Genomic DNA, 23,781 nt, shown 5'->3' with positions numbered 1-23,781 from the left:
GTTCTTTAGGAGGGCCTAAATTCAATGATGGAACACAACGCTGACGACGCCGACCGATCGGATCGAAATCGCTCGCGTCCATCGTCACGACGCGGATTCCTGGCCGCCAGCGGGACGCTCGCTGCCGGCGCGCTCGCCGGGTGTACGGATATGCTTCCCGGTGGAAGCGACGGCACGAGCGCCAGCGAGCTATCGCTCGGTGACTTCCGTGGCTCTGGTCCGCTCGTCGAGCAACGCTCCGCCCCGGAGGGGACCAGCATCGACGACCTCCCTGACCTCTCGGGCGAACTGACGATGTACCTCGGCGGCGGCGAGAGCGGCCTCTACCTCGACCTGGTCGATCTCCTCGAACAGATCTACCCCGATTTCAGTGTGAGCGCACAGCAGGAGTCGGCGAGCAACCTCGCCAACCGGATCGCAGAGGAGAACCGCGCAGGCAGCACGCCGGCCGACGTGTTCATGGCCGTCGACGCCGGTTCGCTGGGGTCGGTCGCCGAGGACGGTGCCGCCGTGTCGATGTCCGCCGAAGTGACTGATCCCGTTCGCGACGTCTTCAAGGACAGCGAGGACCGCTGGGTCGGCTTCGCCGGCCGCGCCCGCGCGATCCCGTACAACACGAACGAGCTCTCGGCCGGTGACGTGCCGAGTACGGTCGCGGCGTTCCCCGAGACGAGCGCCTTCGGAGACTCCTTCGGCTGGGCACCCAGTTACAGCGCCTTCCAGTCGTTCGTGACCGCCATGCGCGTCATCGAGGACGACGAGACGACTCGGCAGTGGCTCCAGTCCATGCAGGACCTCGGGGTCACGACCTACGACAACGAGTTCGCCGTCTCGAACCGCGTGGCCGACGGCGAGATCACGGCCGGTTTCGCGAACCACTACTACTCGCTGCGGGTCCAGAGCGACCGCTCCTCGGCCCCGATCGACCTCGCGTTCACCGAGGGCGACGCCGGTGCGCTGGTCAACGTCTCCGGTGCCCAGATCCTCGACGGCACCGAGAACGAGGCGCTCGCGGAGAACTTCCTCCGGCACGTCCTCTCGGCGGAGGCCCAGGAGTTCTTCGCGACCCGGACCTACGCCTACCCGATGATCTCGGGCGTCGAGCCGGTCGGCGGCCTCCCGACGATCGACGAGCTGAATCCGCCGGACATCGATCTCGGCGAGCTATCGGATCTGGGCGGGACGGTCGACATGCTGCGTGAGGTCGGCGTCCTCTGATGGCCACTGGAGATCGCGACCGCGTCGTCGAGCAGACCCAGGGAGCGACCACCGAACGCTCCGCCTCCAGGGTGCTCTCCGGCGTCGCCGTCGCGATCACGCTCCTCGTGCTCTCGCCGCTCGCCTGGCTCGTCCTCCGGGCCGGCGAGATGGACGCCGCGCGTGCGATCGAGTTGCTCACCAGCCAGACGACGATCGAGGTGACGGCGAACACGATCGTGCTGGTGGGCAGCGTGACCCTGTTGTCCGCGTTCGTCGGCGTGCCGCTGGCGATTCTGACGGTCCAGACGGACCTCCCCTTCCGCCGGTTCTGGACGGTCACGAGCGCGTTGCCACTGGTCGTCCCCAGCTACATCGGCGCGTTCGCGTTCGTCTCGGCGTTCGGCCCGCAGGGCCACCTCTCGGACCTGCTCGCGCCCCTCGGCGTCGACCAGATTCCTGCGATTTACGGGCTGCCCGGCGCGACGCTGGTGTTGACGCTGTTTACGTACCCCTACATCTTCCTGACGACACGGGCCGCCCTGCTGTCGTTCGACGGGACGATCGTCGAGGCCGCACGCTCGCTCAACCACACGCGCTGGGAGGCGTTCAAGCGCGTCACGCTGCCCCAGATCCTGCCGGGGATCGCGGGCGGCGGACTGCTCGTGGCCCTCTACACGCTCGGCGACTTCGGGACCCCGTCGATCATGAAGTACGACGTGTTCACCCGGATGATCTTCAACGAGTTCGGGGCCCGCCGGATCGACTACGCCGCCGTGCTCTCGTGGCTGTTGCTCGCCATGGCGGTCGTCATCCTCGCCATCGAGTCGCGGATCGAGGCCGGTCGAGACGGCGCGTACGTCAGTCGCGGCGCGCGCCGCCCCGGCGAGATCAAGCTCGGCGTCTGGAAGCTCCCGGCGACGCTGTTCTGTGGCGCGGTCGCGACGCTGGGTCTCGCGCTCCCGATCGCGATCCTCCTGCAGTGGCTCGTCAGGGGCGGCGTCGGCTACTCGGGTGCCGGCCGGCCCTTCGAGCTGGGCTTTGCCTGGAACTCGCTGACCGTCGCGGCCGCGGCGGCGGCGGTCAGCGTCGTCGTCGCGCTCCCGCTCGCGTACCTCGCGGCCCGCGGCGACTCGCGGATCAGCTCGCTGCCGGACCGACTGAGCTACGTCGGCTACGCGGTCCCCGGCGTCGTGCTGGGCCTCGCGCTGGTCTTCCTCAGCCTCAAGTACGTCCCCTTCGTCTACAACACGGTGTTCCTGCTCGTGTTCGCCTATGTCGTCCGGTTCATGCCACAGGCGGTGGGGACGACGAAGTCGTCGCTGTTACAGGTCGATCCCAGCTACGTCGAGGCCGCTCGGTCGCTGGGATACCCGCCGCTGACGGCCTTCCGGAAGGTCGTCTTGCCCCTGGTCGCGCCCGGTATCGCGGCCGGCGGCGCGCTGGTCTTCCTGACGACGATGAAAGAGCTGCCGGCGACCCTGATGCTGCGGCCGCTGGGATTCGAGACCTTCGTCACGTACATCTGGCGGGTCCAGGAGTCCGGCTACTACGGGCAGGCCGCGGTCCCGGCGCTCGTACTCGTCGCCGTGTCCGGACTGTCGATGCTCGTCATCCTCGGGAGGGAACAACAGAATGGAGCCTGACATAGACACGCGCAACACGACAGCAGCGTTCGACTCGGTCGAATCGGCGGTCGACGACCCCTCGGCGACCGTCGTCGAACTCGACGGGATCACCCGCGAGTACGGCGCGGAGACGGCGGTCGACGACCTCTCGCTGTCGGTCAACGACGGCGAGCTACTGACACTGCTCGGCCCCTCGGGCTGTGGGAAGACGACGACGCTGCGCATGGTCGCCGGCCTCGAACGCCCTTCGGGTGGTTCGATCCAGATCGAGGAGCGGGCCGTCGCCGACGGATCGACCTTCCGCAAGCCCGAAGAGCGAAACGTCGGGATCGTCTTCCAGGACTACGCGCTCTTTCCCCACCTGAACGTCGCGGAGAACATCGCCTTCGGGCTCCGTGACGCCGACAGTCACGAGGCCGACGAGCGGGTCACGGAGCTGCTGGAGCTCGTCGATCTCACCGACCACCGCGAGAAGATGCCCAGCAAGCTCTCCGGCGGCCAGCAACAGCGGGTCGCGCTGGCGCGCTCGCTCGCGCCCGAACCCGACGTGTTGCTGCTCGACGAGCCGTTCTCGAATCTCGACGTGCGCCTCCGGGTCGAGATGCGCGAGGAGGTCCGGAAGATCCTCAAGCGAGCCGGCGTGACCGCGATCTCGGTCACGCACGACCAGGAGGAGGCCCTGTCGATCTCCGACCGCGTCGCGATCATGAACGACGGCACGATCGAGCAGGTGGGCGACCCCGCCGAGGTCTTCGAGAACCCCGAGTCGCGCTTCGTCGCGAGCTTCCTCGGGCAGGCGAGTTTCCTCTCTGCCCGCGTGGCCGGCGACGACATCGAGACCGGAATGGGGACGTTCAGGACGGGCCGGCTCAACGGCCCCGTCGAGGCGTACAACGGCGCGACCGTCGACGTGCTCGTCCGGCCCGACGACCTGCGGGCGATCCCGACCGCGGAGTCGACCGCCGACGGCTACGTCACGCAGCGCCAGTACAACGGCCCCTCCTTCGTCTACCGGGTGAAGCTCCACAGCGGCGACGTGGTCCACTGTCTGCACAACCACAGCGAGTCGTTCGAACCGGGCGAACCGGTCGAGATCGATCTGACGGCCGACCACCCGCTGGCCTGGTACCCAACCGAATGACGCCCCGTCGCCACCGGTTCGCGGTCGCGGGGCTGGCGGTGACGGCCGGGATCGTCGTCTACGGGCTGGCGACGCAGGTGTTTCCCTACCACACGACCAACCACGACGAGGCCGTCTATCTCCAGCAGGCGGCCATGTTGCTGGAGGGGCGGCTGTTCCTCGATCCGCCCGTCACCGACGCCTTCAGACCGTGGTTCTTCGTCGAGGCCGGCGACGGCCGGCTGTATCCCAAGTACTCGCCGGTTCCGGCGGCGATGTTCGCCGTCGGCAAACTCCTGGGCGGGTATCGAGTCGCGCTCGCGCTGGTGGCCGGCGTCGTCGTCGCGCTGACGGTCCGGGTCGGCACGGAACTGTTCGACCGTCGGCGGGGACTGCTGGCCGGGGGCCTGCTACTGGGCTCGCCGCTCTTTCTCGTCGACGCGTCGGTGTTTCTCCCGTACGTCCCGACGACGCTCTGGAACCTCGCGTTCGCGGCGGCGTACCTCCACGCCGACCGGACCGGGAGCCGAGCGAGCGCGGTCGCGGCGGGAATCGCGATCGGGATCGCCTTCTTCGCGCGCCCCTACACCGCGGTCCTGTTCGCCGCGCCGTTCATCGCCCACGCGCTGTGGACGCTGCGGGAACTGGAGCGCGAGCCACTCGTGAGACAGGGACTGACGGCGGCGCTGGGAATCGTCGGCGTCGCCGTAGCGCTGGGCCACAACGCGGTGATGACCGGCGATCCGCTGCGCTTTCCCTACCAGGTCTTCGCTCCCATGGACGGACCGGGGTTCGGCCTTCGAGAGATCGCCGGCTACAGCCGGGAGTACACGCCCGCGCTGGCGCTGCGATCGAACGCCGTGGCGCTGTGGGTGTACGCGACCAGGTGGGTCGTCGCCGGTGCGCTGGGGACGCTTGCGGCCGTCCTCGGCTTCGCGGCGGCGATCAGGCGGGGACTGACGCCGCGACAGGCGACCGTCGCCGGCATCGCGGTGACGGTGCCCGTCGGGAACCTCTTCTTCTGGGGCACGCTGAACACGCTCGGCGAACTGGATCGGGCCGGCGACGGACTGGTCCACGCGCTCGGGACGTACTACCACGTCGACCTCCTCTTGCCGACGGTCGTCTTCGGCGCGGTCGGGCTGACCGTCGCGTGGGAGCGGCTCCGGCAGACGGTACGGCGTCGCTCCTGGGCGAGCGCCCGACACGTCACCGCGGCGCTCGTCCTCTCCGCGACGCTCTGTGCCGGTCTGGGCGTCGCCATGGTCGCGGAGCCGGTGTCGGACAACGCCGCCGTCACCGACCGCTACGAGCGGGCCTACGAGCCGTTCGAGGAGCGGTCGCTCGACGACGGGCTCGTCTTCTTGCCGACGCCGTACGGCGACTGGCTGGGCCATCCCTTCCAGGCCCTGCGAAACGATCCGGGCTACGACGACGGGACGGTGTACGCGCTCGGCGAGCGGCAGTTCGCCGTCGTCGACGCGTTCCCCGACCGGGAGATCCATCGGTACACCTACCGCGGGCCGTGGTCGCCCACGACCGGCGCGACAGTCGAGCCGCGGCTCCAGCGCGTCGAGCACGCCAGCGGCGAGACGGTGCGTCAGGAGACGACGCTCGGAGTGCCACGGTTCGCAGAGCGGGTGTCGATTCGGCTGGCCAGCGAGAACGGGAGCGGCTACACGACCGCCGACGCGGCCGGCCGTGAGTCGCTGTCGCTCCAGTTGACCCTCGACGGGGAGCGGGCAGCGCTGACCGGCGAGGGGCTCGACCGGACGGTCGTCCCCCTCGCGGACCGCGAGCGACTCGTCCTGTCGGCGTTCGTCGACTACGGCACCGGTGCGGGTTTCACGTACCGGTTCGAACTCCCCGTCGAGACCGCCGACGGCACTGTCCGCGTCCTGACGCCGTACGCTGAGGTCTGTCGGGACGGGCGACTCTGTGGCGGCGAAGCGGCGTACGTCCCCGGCAGCCACGAGGACGGCGTCTCGATCGAGACGACGCTTACGACACCATGACCGACTACGAACTCACGCGACGCGACGCGGTGATCGCGCTCGGGATCGGCGGCGTCGCCGCCGGGAGCGCGTTGACCTGGGATTGGCTCCGTCGGGACGACGAGCAGTCGGGGCTATCGGAGCGACAGCGCGAGACGCTGCTCGCGCTCGCTGACACGATCTACCCCGACGCCGTCGACAACGTCGACGCGTTCGTCGAGCGGTACGTCGTCGGGAAGATCGACGACCGACCGGCGTACGGGCGCGGGATGGCGACGGCGCTGGACGACCTCGAATCCTACGCCCAGACGTGGGAAGAGCAGTCCTTCGCAGCGCTCGACCGGGCCGGGAGAGACGAGTTGCTCCGGGAGTTCGGCGTCGACACCGCGGATCCGGACCCGGACGGGCGACCGGAAGAACGAGTCCGGTACTACCTGGTCAACGAACTCCAGTACGCGCTGTACTCGTCCCCGACCGGCGGCAGGCTCGTCGGTCTGGAAAACCCGCAGGGCCATCCCGGTGGGACGGAGAGCTACCGACAGCCGCCCGAGCGGTGATCAGCGGCCCCGCTCTTGGAGGCAGACTTTGACGATCGACTTCGCGATGGCTGCACCGCCCGAGAGCGGGTCGAGCTTCGTCTCGCCGGCCCGCTCGGCGTAGGCGATGGGCTCCTCGCGCACGTCGTAGCCCCGCATCAGCGGGCGGATCAACAGCTCCGCCGAGAGGCCGGTGTTCTCGGTCCACTCGATCTTCTGGACGACCTCGCGGCGGTAGGCCCGCATGCCGGTCGTCGTGTCGTGGACGCGCTCGCCCATCAGGACGCTCGCCAGGACGGCGAAGGCGTGGTTCCCGAAGCGATTGAACGCCGGCATCGGATCGGCACCGTGGTAGAGCCGGTCGCCGCTGACCACGTCCGCGCCGTCGTCGATCAGATCGAGGAAGTCGCCGAGCCGATCCATCGGGTACGTGTCGTCGCAGTCGGTCGTGACTACCACGGGCCGGTCGGCGGCCAGCACCGCCTCGCGGACGGCGACGCCGTACCCCTGTGGCTCCTGTTCGATGACGCGGGCACCGTGGTCGCGGGCGATCTCCGGCGTGCGGTCGCTCGACCCGTCGACACAGATCACGTTCGCGCGGCCGTCCGTCTCGGCGTCGATATCCGAGAGGACCGTCCCGATCGCTTCGGCCTCGTTGTACGTCCCCATGACGACCGTCAGGTCGTCGAAGGTGAACCCATCCTCTCCTTGTGAAACCGTCTGTTGGCTCATTAGATAGGGGTCTCTGCCGGACGTACTTGAGTTTTAGGTTACCCAAAAGGAAACGCGGGGTGGTAGCACACGTCGCCTCGCTACGTCGTCGGTGGCTCGTCGCGGCCGACGCTGATGGTGAACGCCTCGATGTCCTCGTAGGCGGCCACGCGGTCCCCGACGGCGACGCGTCCGTCCTCGCCGTCGACCGTCAGGGTCGCGACCTCGCGGTTGCGACCGAACTCGGCCTCGACGATCCGGCCCTCGACGACGCGCGGATCGCCGCTTTCGACGTCCCGTCCCTCGATGGCCGCGTAGAACTCGCCGTCGAGGGCCTGCAGGTCTGAGATACACCGTCGGATCGTCCCGTAGCGCCGGGGAAACGACAGGCCCTCGCCGTTGCCGACGATCGTCTCGGCGGTCGTCCACAGCACCGTGTTGAGAAAGCCAGAGACGAGAAAGCCGAGCTCAGAGCGGTTGAAGATGACGCCGTAGCGGTCGTTGTTCCCGCGCACGCTCTCGCGGGTGGCGTACATCGAGTAGTTGCCGTCGGCGACGGCGACGACCGGCGTCGTGATCCCGCGCCGGCCTTTGACGGTCGTGGCGAGGCCCCGGTAGTCGAATTCGCCGGCAGGCGGGGCTTTGGCGGCCGGCGAGAGGACGATCTCGATGGCGACGCCCTCGTCGTGGACCGACCGGAGCGCGTCCTCGAACCGATCGAGCAGCCGCGGCGTCAGCGACAGCATCAGCTCGTACTCGGCGGCGGTGATGATGTCTTCGAGATAGCGCAGTATCGTCGGCCGGGACTTCACCAGCGAGACCGCCTCGGGCTTGCGCGTCGGTGCGGTGTAGCGCCGCGAGAGGTCGTCGACGAGGGAGTCGAGCGAGGACTGCACGTCGTCGAAGGCCTCCCGCGGATCGATCGCGAGCACCGTCATCGGGCGGCTGTCTTTCAGCTCGACGAGGCCGACGTCGCTGAGGCTGCGGACGGTGTCGTAGACCCGTGGCTGTGGGATGTCCGTGTGCTCGGACAGCTCCGACGCGGAGAGCTCGCCGTGTTCCAGCACCGCGAGGTAGGCCGTGACCTCGTACTCACCGAGGTCGAAGACGGTGATGACCTGCTCCAGTGCGTCCCGGAGGTCGTCGCGGGGCATGTGATTCGGTTGACCGACGCGCCAACTAAGTCTTCCGACAGCTCCGTTTCCAGACCGCGATCGCTCCGACAGCGATCTGTCTCAGGGCGACTCGAACTCGACGATCGCCTTGATCTGATCGTCGCCGTCCTCGAAGGCCGGCCCGACGTTCCCCGGGTCGGTGACCGTCGTCACGAGGTGATCGAGCAGGTCGTCGGGCATCGCCTCGACGACTGCCGCCCCCTCCGCGAAGTGTCGGATGCCGGCGTTGACCGAGCCGAACAGACACTTGTTGTGGAGGACGATGTCGTTGTGTAGCGAGCCGCCGTCGATCTCGAAGTCCCAGGAGCCGGGGATGCCCAGCAGCGCGCCGACGCCGTTTGGCGCGAGCGCCTGGACGGTCTCGAACGCGTGGGGCGCGTAGCCGGTCGCCTCGTAGATGAAGTCCATCCCCTCGTGCTCGTCGGGGATCTCGTCGACCGGCGTCTCGCGGGAGTCGATGTACGTCGCACCGACCTCGTCGATGAACTCGATGGTCGGGTCGGGCCGGTCGCGTCGACCGAGACAGTAGGTGCGATCGAACTCCTGGGTGAGCTGCCACAGCGTCAACAGACCGAGCGGACCGTTGCCCAGCACGGCGGCCGACTCGGGGTACCAGTCGAACGCAGAGCGAGTCGCGCGGGCGTGTTCGAGCGCCTTCTCCGTGTTCGACAGCGGTTCGACGAAGATGCCGTAGGGCGCGATCTCCGCCTCGATGGGGATCAGGAAGTCCGCGGGACTGGTGAAGTACTCGGACATGTAGCCGTGCTCGCCGACGATCCCGCGTTCGAAGTACTCGCCGTCGGGAGCCATGTCCGGCTCGTTGCGGCGGAAGTACTCGTTGGTCTCGCCGTTTGGCTTCCGACGGACCGTCGGAACGACGTACTGCCCTTCTTCGAGGCCGGTGCCGTTGGGATCCTCGACGATCCCGACGGCCTCGTGGCCCATCACCATGTGGTCCTCGCCCTCGGGGAACCCGCCGTGGGACCCGCTCAACACCTCGTGGTCGGTGCCGTCGACACCGACTCGGAGCGTTCGAACCAGCGCTTCGCCGTGTTTTGGCTCCGGCCGTGGCTTCTCGATCAGTTCCGGCTCGTCGCTCCTGCGACGGATTGCGACAGCTTTCATACGTGGTCGAAAGATGTGAGCACCGGGGATTAAGTCTTCCTCTCTCGCGCGGTCTGGCGTAATTTGCGCCTTTCGCGCCGACAGACAGCGCCGTTGCTGCTGGCAGCGCGGGTCGCCGTCTGGAACGGACCGCAATCGGGGGCGAGCTACTCCACCGAGACCGCCTTGCCGGCCTCGCTGGACCGATAGATCGCGTCCATCACGCGCTGGACGGTCAGCCCCTGTTCGATCGTGTTCATCTCGGGGGTGTCACCGCTGGCGACGTGTTCGAGGAAGTACTCCTGTTCGAGCCCGTGGGCCTCCTGGTCTGCGGTCTCGATCTCGGTGTCACGGTGGTGGGCCGCGCCGTCGTCGGCCGTATCGAGCACGGTCAGGGAGTCGTCGGCCATATCGAGGTGCGCGCCGCCGCCGTCGCCGCGAACGACGAGCTCCTGGCTGGGGTAGCGGTTGCTCGCCCACGCGACCTCCAGCGAGATCGTCGTGCCGTTCGCACAGCGGACGAACGCCGTGGCGGAGTCGTCGACGTCGAAGCCGCCGGCACCCTCGTCGTAGCCCCACATGTTCAGATACGTGTAGTCGTCGTCGGGACCGAACTGCGCGCGGGTCTGGGCCGAGACCTCCTCGATCTCCGGGAAGCCCAGCAGGTGTAGCGCCACGTCGATGGCGTGGGTCCCGATGTCGATGACCGCGCCGCCGCCGGAGACCTCCTTTCGGGTGAACCAGCTGCCACGACCGGGGACGCCGCGTCGGCGGATGTAGTTCGCTTCGACGTGGGAAACGTCGCCGAGTTCGCCGTCCCGGCGGTACTGGTCGAGGACCTGGACCGGCCCTCGGAAGCGGTTGTGGAACCCGACCATGCAAAAGCCCTCGGCGTCGGCCGCCACGTCCGCGATCCGCTCGGCGCTCTCCAGAGAGTGTGCGAGTGGCTTCTCGACGAGCACGGAGAGTCCCGCTTCGAGCGCGCTGGTCACGTACTCCTCGTGGAACGTGTTGGGCGTCGAGACGACGACGGCGTCGACCTGTTCGTACATCGCGTCCTCGTCCTCGTACACGTCGGCGTCGTAGGCCGCCGCGAACTCCTCGCGAGCGTCCTCGTCGATGTCGGTGCCGGCGGCCACCGTCCCCCCCACGTCGAATACCTGGTCCGCGTGCAGGTGTGCGATGTTGCCGAGTCCGACGAAGCCGAGTCGAACGTCTTCTATGTCAGTCATTCTCTGTCCGTGCCTCCGTGGGACGGGGATAAAAACGCTCGGGAATCATTTAGTACAGCTGTTGTTCCTTTTCTTCTCGTTCCTGTTCGCGTTCCCGTTCGGCTTTGCGCTTGCGGCGACCGCGTCGGTACTGGAGCACCCCCGGAACGATCCTGTTCCGCAGGTCGAACGCGAACGACACGATGCCGTAGACCCAGAAGAAAAACAGGACGACCATCCCGCTCCAGTACACCAGAGCGACGGTGTCGACGACCATCGTCAGTCGTCACTCTCCGCGCGCGTTCCCGTCGATCCCTCGCCCGTCACGTCGACGATCCCGTGTGCGATGGCGTCGCCGGTCGCGTCGTCGAACAGGTGGATCTTTCGCCGGTCGAGCACGACCGAGATATCCTCTTCCTCCTGGAGATCGGAGTCCGGTTCGATGCTCATGAGCAACTGATCGTCCGTCGCGGCCTCCTGTGACATCGACGTCTCGCCGTCGCCCAGCAGGAGGTACGCGAAGATCTCGTCGCCCATCGGCTCCAGCACGTCCGAACGGGCCTGGATCGCGGCAGTTGGGTGGGCGACGTCGTCGGCCTCGGGCACCGGGTACACGTCTTCCGGCCGGACGCCGACGGTCACGTCGTCGCCCGGTGCCAGCCCGTCGACGCGGGCGGGATCGAACTCGATCGAGAAGTTCGGCGTCTCGATCGCGTCGGCCCCGACGCTCCCGTTGAGGAAGTTCATCGACGGGGAGCCGATAAAGCCCGCGACGAAGAGGTTCGTCGGCTCGTTGTAACAGACCAGCGGCGGGTCGATCTGCTGGAGTTCCCCGGTGTCGAGGACGGCGATTCGGTCGGACATCGTCATCGCCTCGGCCTGATCGTGGGTGACGTAGATGATCGTCGTGTCCAGTTCCTTGTGGAGTCGCTGGAGTTCCGTCCGCATGTGGACCCGGAGCTTGGCGTCGAGGTTCGCCAGCGGTTCGTCCATCAGGAACACGTCGGGCTCCCGGACGATCGCACGCGCGATCGCGACGCGCTGGCGTTGGCCGCCGGACATCTCGTCCGGCATCCGTTCGAGCATCCCCTCCAGTTGCACGATGTCGGCGGCCCGCTCGACGCGGCGATCGATCTCCTCTTTGGGGTAATCCCTGAGACGCAGGCCGAAGCTGATGTTGTCGTACACGTCCATGTGGGGAAAGAGCGCGATGTTCTGGAACACCATCGCGATCCCGCGGTCCTTGGGCGGCAGGTTCGTCACGTCCCGGTCGCCGATGAACACCTTCCCCTCGGTCGGGATGGTGAGACCGGCGATCGTCTCCATCGTCGTCGACTTCCCACAGCCCGAAGGGCCGACGAGACAGACGAACTCCCCGTCTTCGATATCGAGGTTCATGTCGTCGACTGCCGTGACGTCTTCGTAGCGTTTCGTGACGTGTTCGAGTTTGAGGCGTGCCATGATTACTCCTTGAGTGCTCCCGAGGTGAGTCCGCTGACGATGCGTTCCTGTGCGACGACGACGAGGATGAGCATCGGGAGCACGCCCACGACGCTCGCCGCCGCCATCAGGTTGAACGAGGTAGTGTACTGGGTCTGGTAGCTGAGGATTCCGCCGACCAGCGGCGACCAGTTGCCCGCCTGCGGGGAGGTCGCCATGATCGAGCTGAAGAAGTACTCGTTGTACACCGAGATGAACGTCAGGACCGCTGCGGTCGCCACGCCGGGGGCCGACAGCGGCATGATGACACGGAACAGCGCGCCGAGTCGGGTCGTCCCTTCGACGCGGGCCGCGTCCTCCAGTCCGTCCGGAATCTGGCCGTAGAACGTCGTCAGGATGAAGATCGACAGCGGCATGAACAGGGCGCTAAAGGGAAGCACCATCGATCCCGGCGTGTTCAGCAGTTCGATCGACTGGAACAGCGCCACGTCCGTGAAGGGGATGTTCACGGCGTTGCCGGCGAAGACGTCGTACAGCGGGACGACGAAGGCGGCGGGCGGGAAGTAGCTGACCGCGAGGATCGCGAGCATCAGCACTGCCCGGCCCGGGAACTCCAGGCGGCCGAAGACGTAGCCCGCCAGACTGGCGACGACGAGCACGATGATCGTCGTCGTCACCGCCAGCGCGAAGCTGTTCAGCATGTACAGGTGAAACGGAATCTCCCTGAACACGTCGACGAACGCGCCCGGATTGAACCCCTGCGGGACCGGCAGCGGGAACGGGACCGTCGCCCCGAACAGCTCGATTTCGGGGATGAAACCGCCGCCAATGATCTCGCTGTTGGGCGTCACCGCCAGCACCAGCAGCCAGTAGAACGGAAACAGCGTGGTGACCATGAAAAAGACCATCGCGGTGTAGAACAGCGCCCGGTAGACGCGTTCCGGGTCCTCGATCGCCCGCTGGACCCAGCGGTTGAGCGGTCCGTCCGGCTCGTCGGCGTCGTCTATCGTCGCCATGTTAGATCGCCTCCTCTCCCTGCCAGAGGATCAGCGACATCACGACCAGCCCGATGATCGCCGCCGTCGTGAACGCGATGGTCCCGGCGGCCGCGTTGAAGCCCGAAAAGAAGGACTCGACGACCATACAGGACAGCGACGGCACGACGGTACAGCTGGAGACGATGTCGATGATCCCGTACACCCGCATGGCCGCGACCGACCGGAACAGCACCGCGACGGCGATGGTCGGCAGGATCAGCGGGAAGGTGATGTGCTTGAACTGCTGCCACTTCGAGGCCCCGGCGACTTTCGCCACGTCGTAGAGGCCACGGTCGATGCTCTGGAGGCCCGCGAGGATCAGCAGCGCCATGAACGCCGAGGTCTTCCAGATGTCGGCGACGATGATGACGAACGTCGCACTGGCCGGATCGTTGAGCGTGTTCGTGGGCGCGAGCAGGCCGAGATCCGCCAGTGGCGGCGTCAGGAATCCGATGCTGGGCTGGAACATCAGGTAGAACATCATCCCCTGAATGACGACCGGCACTGCCCACGGGATGATGATCGCGGCACGGATCCAGCGGCGACCGTAGAAGTCCTGGTCGAGGATCAGCGCCTGTCCCATGCCGATGATCGTCTCGAAGAACACGCTCACGAACGCGAAGAGCAGCGTCATCGTCAGCGCACTCGTCACGAGGCCCTGTACGCCGTAGCTCTGTGGCAGGAACGTCGGCTGTCCGGGGAGGTACCGATCCATGTTCCCGGTGAACAGGTCGACGTAGTTCCCCGGGCCGACGAACTCCCCGAGGCCGGTAAACGTCTGGGCGAACAGCGACATCTCGAAGGTCCGCAGCAGGGGGTAGATGGCGATGCTCCCCAGCAGGACGAACACGGGCGTCAAGAGCAGGTACGCGTAGGTGGTGTCGCTGAGGTTCTCCATCCAGCGGGTGACACGAATCAGCGGCCCCGAGCGACGTGATTCGCGTTCACCACCCGCCGTCTCGGTACTCATAGGCGGTCACCTCTCATATCGACATCCCATTCATGTTTAGTGATGACATACCAGAGTTGTAAAGCTAGGCGCTAAACTCAGTTCTGTTCGGTGGCTTCGAGGCTGGAGGTCAGCGAAGCCATCGCGTCCTCGGCCGAGGCCTCCTGGCCGACGACCTTGTTGGCCGACTGAGCGATGTCGCTGGACTGCTGGCTCCAGACCGGCGTGACCGGCCGTGCCATCGCGTTCTCACCGGCCACCTGGAGCGTGTCCATGTAGCGCCCGACCGGTGCGACGTTCCGGGCCTCGTCGGAGTTGAACAGTTCGGGACGCGGCGGGAGCCACCCCTGCAGTCGGAACAGTTCGAGGGCGAAGTCCGGCTCCATGACGGCCGAGACGACCTCGTCGATGACGTCGAGGTTGTCGCTGTTGGGGTTGAACGTGAGGTGCCAGCCACCGAGCGCTGAGGTCGTGCCACCGGTTCCTGGCTGGGCGGCCTCGCTCTCGGAGACGGCGTAGGGGATCGGCATCGCGCCCAGGTCCTCGCCGAGTGCGGGATCGTCGGTCTCCTCGGGGTTCCGGCCGGTCAGCGCGAGCGAGTACGGCCAGTTGCGGTGGAACACGGCGTCGCCCTCGGCGAAGGGCGAGCGAGAGGGCTCCTCGATCCAGCCGAGGATGTCCGTCGGCGCGATGTTGCCGGCGTAGTCCGCGAAGGTCCCGTCGAACTCCTCGTCGTGGACGAACTTCCGCATCATGTTGAGCGCGTTGTGGACCTCGGGCTCGTCGACCGTGATCGGCCGCTCGCCGACCGGACCGAAGAGGTTCTCGCGGCCGCCGAAGTACGCGCCGCCCCACGAGGACATGACCTCGTTGAACGTACAGCAGGCGGTGCCCTCGTAGATGTCCCACTGTGTCGTAAAGCCGTACTCGGCGTCGGCGCTGTCCTTCACGTCGGCGACGACGTGGGACCACTCCTCCCACGTCATCGGCTCGGTCGCCCAGTTCTCGCTTTCCGGGTCGTAGCCCGCTTGTTCGACGAGGTCCTTGCGGTACTGCATCGTCGGGAAGTCGGGGAACAGCGGCACGCCGTAGAGGTCACCCGACGACGGGTCTCGGGCCGTGTCGGTGAACCCGCTGAAGTAGTTCTCGTTGATGTCCGAGAGGAGGTCCTCCGAGAGCGTCTCCGAGAGGTTCTGGATCAGCCCGCGCTGGATGAAGATGTTCACCCAGCCGTTGTCCATCTGGAAGATATCGGGGTCGCTCTGGTCCGCGTTGAGGATGCGGTTGTAGTTCGAGCGGACCTCGCCCGTGTCCGAGGCGCTGGGGACCCACTCGATCTCGATGTCGTCTCTGAGGCCACCCGCTTCGTGGAGTGCCGTCTTCATCTCCTCGCCGGCCGTCTGGACGGCGGTCGGCCCGATGCCCCACTGGATCGTCGTCGCGCCGTCGCCCCCGCCCTCGCCCGTCGTCGTTCCGGTACCGTCGCCGCTGTCACCGCCGTCGCTGCCACCGTCGCCGCCACCGACCAGATCCGCGCAGCCGGCGAGTGTCGCCGCGACGCCCGATGCACCGCTGGCTGCGACGAACCGCCGTCGAGAGACACTGCTTCGCTGTCCGTCGTCGTCCGAATGATTATTTGACATCGTCTTTCGTTGAGTTGCAGCCATCCTACTTAAACGTTGCCGAAAGTTAACCACACCTATTGTAAACAGAAATAGTATCGGGCTTCCAGGATATATATTTTGTAATAGTATACAAGAACGGAACGGCAACCGCGAACTTATTTTTAAACGCTCGGGGAACACCGACGAAAATCTGGACTCCACGTGAAACTCATTGTTGGTTTTCGGATCGGCGTTAACAGGGGGTGAAAACGATCGCTAGGAAGAGCTTACCGGAGCCAGAAATCGACACGTCGGGGGCGATTACTCGTAGCGAACGTCCTCGATCGTGATCTCCGAGGCCTCGACCTCCTCGATGACGGCCCCCCACCCGCCGACTTCGACCGGTCCGTCGTCGGTTTCGAGCGTGATACTCACCCGACCCGCGAGCTGTGACAGCGGGAGCTGCTGGTCGCGACCGGCGGTCTCGCCCGTGTACCGCACGCGCGTGATCCGACCGTGGAGGGTGACGGTCTCGTGTGTGTCCGTCTCGTAGCCCTCGACGGTCGCGACGATCGTCGCTCCCTCATCCAGCAGCGGATCCACGTCGCGGACGCAGTGACGGAGATCGACGTACGTCGTCGGCGTCTCCGGCGTCCGGAGCGTGTAGATGGTGTCCCAGATCTCCCAGAGGCAGGTGAGGAAGAACCAGTGGAACACGTACGTGTGGGTCCGGTCGCTGACGAGGACGCCGTACTCGTTGACCGACTGGCTGTGTGGCGCAAAGCAGGTCCACCGTCGGTCCACGAGCACGAGGAAGGGGGAGGGCGTGTCCCGGTGGCGGGCTTCGGTACAGACGCTCGCGAGTGCTTCCTCGGACGGCAGTCGATCGCCCTCGCGAGTACAGAGGCTGAGCTTGACGTGGACGCCCCGATCGCGTGCGTCCCCGAGCGCGTCCTTCAGCGAGTGAAACTGGTCGACGTCGACCGCGATCTGGATCTGTTTCTCGGCGTTGTCGATGATCTCGCGGGCGCGGTTCATCACCGTCTCGAACCGCTTGACGATGCTCACCTCGTGTTCGGCGACGGCGGGCTGGTTCCAGCGGTCCTCGATCTCTTCGGCCGCCGAGAGGTACTCGCTGGATCGGGACCGGAGGTCGTCGAGTACCGTCTCCGGGTCGTGGGCGCGTGCCGTGAGACTGTCCTGCTGGTAGGTCTCGATGTACCCCTTGGATTCGAGGTCTCGGAGCACGTCGTAGATCCGCGGATCGGGCACGTCACACGCGTCCGCGATGTCGGTCGCCGAGGCGCTCCCGAGTTCGAGCAGGGTCACGTAGGCCTCCGCCTGGTACGGAGACAGACCCGCGTCTTCGAGAACGTCGATGAGATCGTCGTCTTTCATCGTTTGACTGGCGCTTCCGGAGGATGAGTTATATGTTCGTTGTTCTGTACGGCATCCGTTCCCGTGATTGACACCCCGTTCGGTGGCGCACTCGCGTGAACCCGCTGGGGCGGTGACGGCGACCGTCGTTCCTCGACACCGAGACGGCCGTCGAGCGTGCGTAACCAGATGGCCATGCAACTACTAACCACACCAGTTGTTAAAAATATTGGTGGCGGCGGGCAACGTCGACTTCGACAACGCTGAAGCCACTGGCGGCCGTCGACGACGCTATGAGTGTCCTCGGCGCGCTCCGGAATCCGTCACACACCGGCTCGCGGCGCTGTGTCCCCTGTACGCTGGTCAACGTTGCGATTCTGTGGCTCGCCGTCAACGTCGTGGTCGTGCTCGGACGGCCCCTCGCGGGGGCCGCCGTCCTCGTCGTCGGCCTCGTCGTGATCTGGCTCCGGGGGTACCTCGTTCCCTACACCCCGCAGTTCGCGCCCCGACTGGTCGCGGCGTCACCGATCCCGACGACGTGGTTCCACGACACCAACGAGCCGGGATCGATCGCGGACCGGTCCCGAGACGGGGATCGACTGCTCGGGGAACTCCGACGGGCCGGCCTGCTCGACGCCGACGAAGAGCGCGTGTATCTCGATCCGGACTTCGAGCGCCGCTGGCACGCCGAGATGGACCGGCTCGCGTCCCAGTCACTCGACGACCTGGCGGACCAACTGGCGTCGGTACCGAGCGTGCCGTCGGCACGGCCGGTCGAACAGGACGGACAGAAGTGGCTCGCAGTCGGCGGACAGACCGCACTCGTCGCTCGCCACGTCGCGATCGCCGAACTCGGTGCCGTCACCGCCCTCGAACCGCACGTCGACGACCCCGCGGATCGGCTCGCGATGGCCAGGCCACTCCGGGAGTTCCTCACCGACTGTCCGGCCTGTGGGACCGCCTTCGATCGATCGTCGGAGGTCTCCTGCTGTGGCGGGTACACGAATCCGCGCGAGAAACCCCGCGAGACGCTCGTCTGCCCGGAGTGTGAACAGCGATTCTTGCGGCTCCCCGACCCGGAGTGACACAGCGTCCCGTCGACCGGCGACTGTCGGTGTCCGACGAGCGATAGTGTGGATCGTGGCCCCAGACCGCACGACTGCGTGCCGGCGGCCACCGATCCACGGTGGCTACTACAGAACGGTGGCCGGGTTTGGTGTGGGGGGATAACGGCAGATGTAGTGGGGGAAAGGGTCTGCCTCCGTCGCTCGGGGGGTGAGCGACGGTCTGAGTACCCAGCCGTCTTCGATTAACATCAGGTGTTGTAAAAGTCTGACGATCGGAGCCGTGAGCGCGGTGACCGTTGTCGGACGTGAGCGTTTCGGGGTCGTCGAGATCCCCCTGGGTATTAATCCCTCCCGGTCAGATGGACCATCATGAAGAACATCGACGATCTGATCGAGAGTGCGGCAGATCTGGCAGAACACGGCCTTTCGAAGGGCGAGATCGCCGACGAGCTGAACGTCTCGCGGGAGACCGCGAGCTGGCTCGTCGAGCAGAGCGGGAGCGGCACCGGCACCGGCTCGACGAGCGAGCCCAACGGCGGCCCGTACGACATCCACGTCGACTGGAGTACGATCGGCAGGGACAGCAGCCGCCTCGCCGCGGTCGGCTCCGCGATGGCCGACCTCCTGCTCAAGCAGGGCGAAGCAGTCGACCTCGTGATGGGGATCGAGAAGGCGGGCGCGCCCCTGGCGACGACTGTCGCCCGCGAACTCGACGCCGACCTGGGGACGTACGCACCCAGCAAGCACCAGTGGGACGACGACAGCGATCAGTCGCTCGACGGCTCGTTCTCCCGGAACTTCGCCCAGATTCGCGGCCGAGACTGCTACGTCGTCGATGACACGATCACCTCCGGAACGACGATGACGGAGACGATCGAGGCGATCCGGAATCAGGGCGGGAACCCGGTCGCCTGTGTCGTCCTGGCCGACAAGCAGGGACTCGGCGACGTGAAGGGCGTCCCGGTGTACTCGCTGCTGCAGGTCATCCGGGTCGGCTCCGAGGACTAGACGCGGTAGACGGCCGCTTCGTAGGGCCGGAGGGTGGCACCCGAGAGGTCCGTCGAAGGCTCGTCGATCTTCGAGGGGAGATCTGGTAGACGACTGCCTCTTTCCACCAGGTGCGTTCCTGTGTCATGGTAGGACGACCAGAGAGCGGGTACTCAGGCCTTTGAAAGATCCACAATGGCAGTTGTAAACACTTCTGCGATGCTACAAGTGGAGCACGTCGTGGCGGTCGAGCGTCAGGTCAGTCCCGACGGCCGAGACCGTCGTCCGGGGCCACTCACCGGTCACCGAGATGGGCTCGACGCTCTCGTCGGTCACCAGATGCGTGTCCTCGCTCTTTGCCCCCTGGACCGTCGGGTTCCACGAGTACGCCATCGGCAGGTGGACCGGCGCGTCGTGGGTGGGCGTCGCGATCCACTCGCGACCGGCGAAGCCGGCCGCACCGCCCTGGTGGTGGTTCTCCCACTCGCCTGCCCAGCCAAGCTGGGCGTAGGCGTCCTGGACGGCCGCGAACACGTCGCCGGCAGTCCCACCCTCGCGGCCGACGCGCCGGGTCGCCGCCAGCGCCGTGGTCTCGACGCGGGCGGCGTCTTCGGTCCGTTCGGCCAGCCACTCCGGCGCGTCGAACGCGATCGTCCGGGAGGTGCTGACGAACAGGCCGTCTCGCATCGCCGTGATGCTCGCCAGCGCGTAGTCCCCCAGTTCCGTGTCCGTCGACGTGTAGTGTCGGTACGCCGGTGCGCGCTCGCTCCCACCGACGAGCACGACGGGTGCCCAGATGCCCTCGTCTTCGAGTTCGCGGTGGATGTCGGCCGTGACCGCCCGTTCGGTCGCGTCGCTACTGGCCTCGCGCAGGACGCTCTCGAACGCCCTCGTCGCGTCGACGGCCAGCGAACGGTACTGCTCGATCTGGTCGGCCGTCAGGGGCTGTCGCAGATCGCGCGCTTCGACGGTGTCGAACCCCTCGACCTCGAAGTCGACGGCCGCGGGGGTCGGGCTGTGTGCGCGGATCGCCTCGGCGACGCCGTCCTCGTACCACCGGACGGTCTCGACGGGCACGTCACCGACCTCCTCGTCGATCAGCCGCTGGCCCTCGATGTTGTTCGTGACGACGGTCCGCTCGTCGCCGTCGTAGCCCACCGCGGCGACCCCGATGTCGGTCGCGCGGTCGACGATGTTGTTCCCGCCGCCGGTGAGCCACGCGAAGGAGTTCGGCCGCGCGAACCAGACCGCTTCGAGCCCCTCCCGTTCGAGATAGTCGTCCAGGCGATCCAGCAGCGGCGCGACGGTCACGTCGGTCATGCGACGCTCACCCACTCGCCGCGGTCGTCGCTGCGCTCGATCGCGTCGAGGACCCGCTGGGCGCGGAGCCCGTCCTCGAAGCTCGGCTCGTAGTCGGTGCCGTCCCGGACGGCGCTGAGGAACTCGTAGTTCTCGTGGACGAAGGTGTGTTCCCAGCCGATGACGTGACCCGGCGGCCACCAGTGCTCGACGTAGGGGTCGTCGGCGTCGGTCACCAGGATCGTCTCGAAGCCGCGATTGTCCCCGCGTTTGAGCTCCAGTTCGTTGAGCCGTTCGAGAGAGAACCGCAGGCTGCCCTCCGAGCCCTCGATCTCGATCGTGTGGTCGTTCTTGTGACCGTTCGAGAAGCGCGAGCCCTCCAGCGTGCCCATCGCGCCCGACTCGAACTCGACCTGGGCGCTGTAAGCGTCGTCGACGGTGACCGGACGGGTCTCGCCCTCGCTTCCTTCGACCGGGCGCTCGTCGACGAACGTCCGGAGGTGTCCGCTGAGCCGTTCGATGTCGCCCGCGGTGTCGCCCAGCAGGAAGTGCGCGAGGTCGACGGTGTGGGCACCGAGATCGCCCAGCGCGCCGCTGCCGGCCATCTCCGCATCGTTGCGCCAGCTCCAGGGGGCCTCGGGATCGACGAGCCAGTCCTGGAGGTAGCGTCCGCGGAAGTGGTGGATCTCGCCGAGTTCGCCGTCGTCGATCAGGTTCCGCGCGTACTGGAGTGCCGGCACGAACCGGTAGTTAAACGCCGTGCCGGCGGTGACGCCCGCTTCGCTGGCGGCGTCGGCCATCTCCTCGGCCCCGGCGAGCGTGGGCGCGAGGGGCTTCTCACAGAGGACCGGCGTGCCCGCTTCCAGTGCCGCGATCGAGGGCTCGGCGTGGACGTGGTTCGGTCCGAGGTTGTAGAACGCGTCGACCTCGTCGACGACCTCGCGCCAGTCCGTGGCGGTCCGATCGAAGCCGAGCGTGTCGGCGGCGTCGGCGAGCGCCGCCTCGTCGCGGCCCACCAGCACGTCGCGATTCGTCTGCGGTGCATCCTCGAAGAACATGGGCAGGCGGTCGAGCGCGTTCGAGTGGGCCTTACCCATGAACCGATAGCCCAGAATGCCGATGTCGAGTGTCACACTCGGGGGTTCGCCCCCTGGCCAGTATAGTTCTTGTCCTCGGACACGCCAGCGGGCGACGACGAGAGTTACAGGAAGTCGTCGACGTTGACGCCGCTGTCACCGCCGGGGAGCAACTCCGAGACCGCAGAGGCGAAGGCGTTGAGTCCGCGGGTCTGGTACCAGACCGTCCCCGGTCCGGTGAACTCGAAGACGAGCCCCTCACCGCTGAGCAGCGTCGACCTGACCCCGCCCGGGCGACGGGCGTCGAAGTCGACGGAGCCGTCCCAGGCGACGACGTTCTCGTTGTCGACGTGGTAGGTCTCCCCGGCCCCGAGCTCGATCGATTCGAGACCGCCGAAGGCCTCGACGAAGACGGTGCCGGTGCCTTCGAGGGTCAGCGGCGTGATGCTGGCCCCGGCGAGCATCGACTTGAGACCGCCGAACTCGGTCTCGATCGAGATCGACGGCTCGGAAGCCAGCCACGCGCCGTCGACCGCGTAGATGGTCTCGTCGGACAGTTCGTACTGCATCACGTCGCCGGGCGTGGGCGGGGCGAGCGTGACCGTGCCGGTGCCACCCTCCGCGGTGAACTCGTTGGCGAAGAAGGACTCGCCGCCGAGCATCGACTTCGCGGAGCTGAGTAGCCCCTCGTTGCTCGTCGTCGTGTCCATCGAAATGGCGGCGGAGTGGGTCGTCATCGCACCGGGCTCGGCGAGGATCGTCTCGCCGCTGCCGAGTTCGACGACGACGTGTGTGTAGGACGGGCGGTGTGTGAGTTCGAACTCCATCGTATCACCTGCGCCGGGGTTCACAGAGCGCTCCAATAAGCGTGCCGCTGAAAGAAACGGTAGTGTTCAGATAAGAGATCGAGAGTAGCATCGTCGAGGCACCGAAAGCCCTCGTGCAGTTGCGGTCCCGCGGCTCGCTGCGCGCGCTCCGCGTGCTTGCTTCGCCGGGGTTCCCGCAACTGCACTCGCCTTTTCATCCGCCAGGTTTCAGACGGTGAACCAGCCGATTCCTGGTGGATGAAAGGGCGAGGTGCGGTCGGCGGTTCTGCGGCGGCACTATCGAACGCAGTGAAGATATCCGCCACAGAACCGCCGAGCGTGCCGAGGGCTTTCGGTGTCTATATGTCGGTCAGTGCTGCTGCTTATCTGAACACCGCCAAAGAAACCCCCAGCGACCGCTGGCCAACACCAGAACAGCGACAGCCTACACCCAGTGGGCCTCGCCGGTCGTCGTCTCGAAGATCACGTCGTCGAGGAGGTCGACGGCTTTCTCCAGGCCCTCGTTGGCGGAGGTCAGCGAGTCCTCGTGTTCGATCGAGAGCGCGCCGTCGTAGCCCACCATCCGGAGCGTCGACACCACGTCGCGCCAGTGGTCTTCACCGTGGCCGTAGCCGACCGAGCGGAACAGCCACGAGCGTTCCAGCTCGTCGGTGTAGGCCGTCGTGTCGAGCACGCCCCGCGTGCGGGCGCGCTCCTCGTAGACTTTCGTGTCCTTGGCGTGGAAGTGGTGGATGGCGTCGCGTTCGCCCAGCAGTCGGATCGCGTCCGTGATCGAGATTCCTTGCCAGTACAGGTGCGACGGGTCGAAGTTCGCGCCGACGTGCTCGTTGGTCATCTCGCGCAGGTCCAGCAGTCCGTGGGGCTCGTAGACGAGCATGTTGGGGTGCATCTCGATGGCGATCTGCACGTCGTGGTCGGCCGCGTGCTCGGCCAGATCCGACCAGTAGTCGACGGCCAGTTCCCACTGGTACGCCAGGGCCTCGGCGTGCTCGTTGGGCCACGGCGCGGTGATCCAGTTGGGGACCGTGCCGGCGTCGCTCCCCGCCGGCAGCCCGGAGAAACACGTCACGGCGTCGACGCCGAGCTGATCGGCCAGCGTGATCGCCTCGCGGAGTTCGGTGTCGGCGCGGGCCGCGCGCTCGTCGTCGGGATGGAGCGGGTTGTTGTGCGTCGCGAGCGCGCTGACTCGCATCTCGTACTCGTCGAGCAGGGCGTGCAGCTCGGCCTGTGCGTCCTCGTCGTCGAGGTACCGCTCGCGTGGCAGGTGGTCGTCGCCGGGGAAGCCCCCACAGCCGAGCTCGACGGCGTCGACGCCGACGCCGTCGAGATAGGAGAGTGCATCTTCGAGAGACTGGTCACCAAGCGGGACGGTGAGTACACCTACGTCCATGAACGAGTTTACAATGGTCGTTGTAATAAAACCATGGCGGCGGGGTCACGCG

21 protein-coding genes are annotated in these 23,781 nt (G+C 66.7%); 7 read left to right on the top strand and 14 right to left on the bottom strand.

Going from position 1 to position 23,781, the window contains the following annotated elements:
- Positions 1-24 precede the first annotated feature (24 nt).
- From HALKA_RS0114130 to HALKA_RS0114110, 5 genes are read left to right on the top strand one after another with little or no spacing between them, the layout of a single operon-like run.
- Positions 25-1,218, top strand: coding sequence for an extracellular solute-binding protein (locus HALKA_RS0114130; protein ID WP_080505824.1), 1,194 nt, complete (start codon positions 25-27; stop codon positions 1,216-1,218).
- Positions 1,218-2,843 carry an ABC transporter permease gene (locus HALKA_RS0114125; protein ID WP_018258604.1) on the top strand — a complete coding sequence of 542 codons (1,626 nt, stop codon included), beginning with the start codon at positions 1,218-1,220 and terminating at the stop codon, positions 2,841-2,843. Before HALKA_RS0114130 ends, HALKA_RS0114125 begins: the two co-directional genes overlap by 1 nt.
- Positions 2,833-3,966: an ABC transporter ATP-binding protein gene (locus HALKA_RS0114120; protein WP_018258603.1), complete on the top strand. Its 1,134-nt coding sequence runs from the start codon at positions 2,833-2,835 to the stop codon at positions 3,964-3,966. The genes HALKA_RS0114125 and HALKA_RS0114120 overlap by 11 nt, the downstream gene beginning before the upstream one ends.
- A complete protein-coding gene (locus tag HALKA_RS0114115; RefSeq protein WP_018258602.1) occupies positions 3,963-5,960 on the top strand; it encodes an ArnT family glycosyltransferase in 1,998 nt (665 codons plus the stop codon). The genes HALKA_RS0114120 and HALKA_RS0114115 overlap by 4 nt, the downstream gene beginning before the upstream one ends.
- Entirely contained in the window at positions 5,957-6,496 is a 540-nt protein-coding gene (locus HALKA_RS0114110; RefSeq protein ID WP_018258601.1) for a gluconate 2-dehydrogenase subunit 3 family protein, read from the top strand. The genes HALKA_RS0114115 and HALKA_RS0114110 overlap by 4 nt, the downstream gene beginning before the upstream one ends.
- Here HALKA_RS0114110 and HALKA_RS0114105 read toward each other — a convergent pair whose 3' ends face one another.
- The 10 genes from HALKA_RS0114105 to HALKA_RS0114060 form a co-directional block, all read right to left on the bottom strand.
- Positions 6,497-7,207 (bottom strand): dolichyl-phosphate hexose transferase, encoded by a 711-nt coding sequence (locus tag HALKA_RS0114105; protein ID WP_018258600.1) that lies wholly within the window; start codon positions 7,205-7,207, stop codon positions 6,497-6,499.
- An 80-nt stretch (positions 7,208-7,287) separates the two neighbouring features.
- Complete coding sequence (gene trmB, locus HALKA_RS0114100) at positions 7,288-8,340, bottom strand: HTH-type sugar sensing transcriptional regulator TrmB (RefSeq protein WP_018258599.1); 1,053 nt, start codon at positions 8,338-8,340, stop codon at positions 7,288-7,290.
- An 81-nt stretch (positions 8,341-8,421) separates the two neighbouring features.
- Positions 8,422-9,486: a glucose 1-dehydrogenase gene (locus HALKA_RS0114095; protein WP_018258598.1), complete on the bottom strand. Its 1,065-nt coding sequence runs from the start codon at positions 9,484-9,486 to the stop codon at positions 8,422-8,424.
- A gap of 146 nt (positions 9,487-9,632) precedes the next feature.
- Positions 9,633-10,697 (bottom strand): Gfo/Idh/MocA family protein, encoded by a 1,065-nt coding sequence (locus tag HALKA_RS0114090; RefSeq protein ID WP_018258597.1) that lies wholly within the window; start codon positions 10,695-10,697, stop codon positions 9,633-9,635.
- A 49-nt stretch (positions 10,698-10,746) separates the two neighbouring features.
- Positions 10,747-10,953, bottom strand: coding sequence for a DUF8005 family protein (locus HALKA_RS0114085; RefSeq protein ID WP_018258596.1), 207 nt, complete (start codon positions 10,951-10,953; stop codon positions 10,747-10,749).
- A 2-nt stretch (positions 10,954-10,955) separates the two neighbouring features.
- Entirely contained in the window at positions 10,956-12,137 is a 1,182-nt protein-coding gene (locus tag HALKA_RS0114080; RefSeq protein WP_018258595.1) for an ABC transporter ATP-binding protein, read from the bottom strand.
- A 2-nt stretch (positions 12,138-12,139) separates the two neighbouring features.
- The gene (locus tag HALKA_RS0114075; RefSeq protein ID WP_018258594.1) at positions 12,140-13,132 is read right to left on the bottom strand and encodes a carbohydrate ABC transporter permease; all 993 of its coding nucleotides are present in this window, start codon (positions 13,130-13,132) and stop codon (positions 12,140-12,142) included.
- Between the two features lies 1 nt (position 13,133).
- Complete coding sequence (locus tag HALKA_RS0114070) at positions 13,134-14,123, bottom strand: carbohydrate ABC transporter permease (RefSeq protein WP_018258593.1); 990 nt, start codon at positions 14,121-14,123, stop codon at positions 13,134-13,136.
- 77 nt (positions 14,124-14,200) lie between these two features.
- Positions 14,201-15,745 (bottom strand): extracellular solute-binding protein, encoded by a 1,545-nt coding sequence (locus HALKA_RS0114065; RefSeq protein ID WP_018258592.1) that lies wholly within the window; start codon positions 15,743-15,745, stop codon positions 14,201-14,203.
- Between the two features lie 282 nt (positions 15,746-16,027).
- A complete protein-coding gene (locus HALKA_RS0114060; RefSeq protein WP_018258591.1) occupies positions 16,028-17,104 on the bottom strand; it encodes a TrmB family transcriptional regulator in 1,077 nt (358 codons plus the stop codon).
- A gap of 272 nt (positions 17,105-17,376) precedes the next feature.
- On the opposite strand from HALKA_RS0114060, the gene HALKA_RS0114055 reads away from it, so the two are divergent.
- On the top strand, positions 17,377-18,168 hold the full coding sequence (locus HALKA_RS0114055; protein ID WP_018258590.1) for a DUF8054 domain-containing protein: 792 nt from the start codon (positions 17,377-17,379) through the stop codon (positions 18,166-18,168).
- Between the two features lie 351 nt (positions 18,169-18,519).
- Entirely contained in the window at positions 18,520-19,158 is a 639-nt protein-coding gene (gene gfcR / locus HALKA_RS0114050) for a transcriptional regulator GfcR (RefSeq protein WP_015763215.1), read from the top strand.
- A gap of 201 nt (positions 19,159-19,359) precedes the next feature.
- Here the strand turns inward: gfcR and HALKA_RS0114045 are convergent, their stop codons facing one another.
- From HALKA_RS0114045 to HALKA_RS0114030, 4 genes are all read right to left on the bottom strand, one after another.
- Positions 19,360-20,457, bottom strand: coding sequence for a M24 family metallopeptidase (locus tag HALKA_RS0114045; RefSeq protein WP_018258589.1), 1,098 nt, complete (start codon positions 20,455-20,457; stop codon positions 19,360-19,362).
- Positions 20,454-21,569 (bottom strand): Gfo/Idh/MocA family protein, encoded by a 1,116-nt coding sequence (locus tag HALKA_RS0114040; RefSeq protein ID WP_018258588.1) that lies wholly within the window; start codon positions 21,567-21,569, stop codon positions 20,454-20,456. The genes HALKA_RS0114045 and HALKA_RS0114040 overlap by 4 nt, the downstream gene beginning before the upstream one ends.
- 68 nt (positions 21,570-21,637) lie before the next feature.
- Positions 21,638-22,339 carry a TIGR00266 family protein gene (locus tag HALKA_RS0114035; RefSeq protein WP_018258587.1) on the bottom strand — a complete coding sequence of 234 codons (702 nt, stop codon included), beginning with the start codon at positions 22,337-22,339 and terminating at the stop codon, positions 21,638-21,640.
- A 424-nt stretch (positions 22,340-22,763) separates the two neighbouring features.
- Complete coding sequence (locus HALKA_RS0114030; protein ID WP_018258586.1) at positions 22,764-23,729, bottom strand: sugar phosphate isomerase/epimerase family protein; 966 nt, start codon at positions 23,727-23,729, stop codon at positions 22,764-22,766.
- Positions 23,730-23,781: the final 52 nt, after the last annotated feature.

Origin of the sequence: Halomicrobium katesii DSM 19301 (assembly GCF_000379085.1) — an archaeon.
GTDB lineage: Archaea > Halobacteriota > Halobacteria > Halobacteriales > Haloarculaceae > Halomicrobium > Halomicrobium katesii.
Note: the sequence above shows the minus strand (reverse complement) of the source record. Positions and strands in the feature narration are given on the sequence as shown.

Coding starts and splice junctions, on each gene's coding strand:
- HALKA_RS0114130 (WP_080505824.1), top strand. CDS start 25: ATGATGGAACACAACGCTGACGACGCCGACCGATCGGATCGAAATCGC.
- HALKA_RS0114125 (WP_018258604.1), top strand. CDS start 1,218: ATGGCCACTGGAGATCGCGACCGCGTCGTCGAGCAGACCCAGGGAGCG.
- HALKA_RS0114120 (WP_018258603.1), top strand. CDS start 2,833: ATGGAGCCTGACATAGACACGCGCAACACGACAGCAGCGTTCGACTCG.
- HALKA_RS0114115 (WP_018258602.1), top strand. CDS start 3,963: ATGACGCCCCGTCGCCACCGGTTCGCGGTCGCGGGGCTGGCGGTGACG.
- HALKA_RS0114110 (WP_018258601.1), top strand. CDS start 5,957: ATGACCGACTACGAACTCACGCGACGCGACGCGGTGATCGCGCTCGGG.
- HALKA_RS0114105 (WP_018258600.1), bottom strand. CDS start 7,207: ATGAGCCAACAGACGGTTTCACAAGGAGAGGATGGGTTCACCTTCGAC.
- trmB (WP_018258599.1), bottom strand. CDS start 8,340: ATGCCCCGCGACGACCTCCGGGACGCACTGGAGCAGGTCATCACCGTC.
- HALKA_RS0114095 (WP_018258598.1), bottom strand. CDS start 9,486: ATGAAAGCTGTCGCAATCCGTCGCAGGAGCGACGAGCCGGAACTGATC.
- HALKA_RS0114090 (WP_018258597.1), bottom strand. CDS start 10,697: ATGACTGACATAGAAGACGTTCGACTCGGCTTCGTCGGACTCGGCAAC.
- HALKA_RS0114085 (WP_018258596.1), bottom strand. CDS start 10,953: ATGGTCGTCGACACCGTCGCTCTGGTGTACTGGAGCGGGATGGTCGTC.
- HALKA_RS0114080 (WP_018258595.1), bottom strand. CDS start 12,137: ATGGCACGCCTCAAACTCGAACACGTCACGAAACGCTACGAAGACGTC.
- HALKA_RS0114075 (WP_018258594.1), bottom strand. CDS start 13,132: ATGGCGACGATAGACGACGCCGACGAGCCGGACGGACCGCTCAACCGC.
- HALKA_RS0114070 (WP_018258593.1), bottom strand. CDS start 14,123: ATGAGTACCGAGACGGCGGGTGGTGAACGCGAATCACGTCGCTCGGGG.
- HALKA_RS0114065 (WP_018258592.1), bottom strand. CDS start 15,745: ATGTCAAATAATCATTCGGACGACGACGGACAGCGAAGCAGTGTCTCT.
- HALKA_RS0114060 (WP_018258591.1), bottom strand. CDS start 17,104: ATGAAAGACGACGATCTCATCGACGTTCTCGAAGACGCGGGTCTGTCT.
- HALKA_RS0114055 (WP_018258590.1), top strand. CDS start 17,377: ATGAGTGTCCTCGGCGCGCTCCGGAATCCGTCACACACCGGCTCGCGG.
- gfcR (WP_015763215.1), top strand. CDS start 18,520: ATGAAGAACATCGACGATCTGATCGAGAGTGCGGCAGATCTGGCAGAA.
- HALKA_RS0114045 (WP_018258589.1), bottom strand. CDS start 20,457: ATGACCGACGTGACCGTCGCGCCGCTGCTGGATCGCCTGGACGACTAT.
- HALKA_RS0114035 (WP_018258587.1), bottom strand. CDS start 22,339: ATGGAGTTCGAACTCACACACCGCCCGTCCTACACACACGTCGTCGTC.
- HALKA_RS0114030 (WP_018258586.1), bottom strand. CDS start 23,729: ATGGACGTAGGTGTACTCACCGTCCCGCTTGGTGACCAGTCTCTCGAA.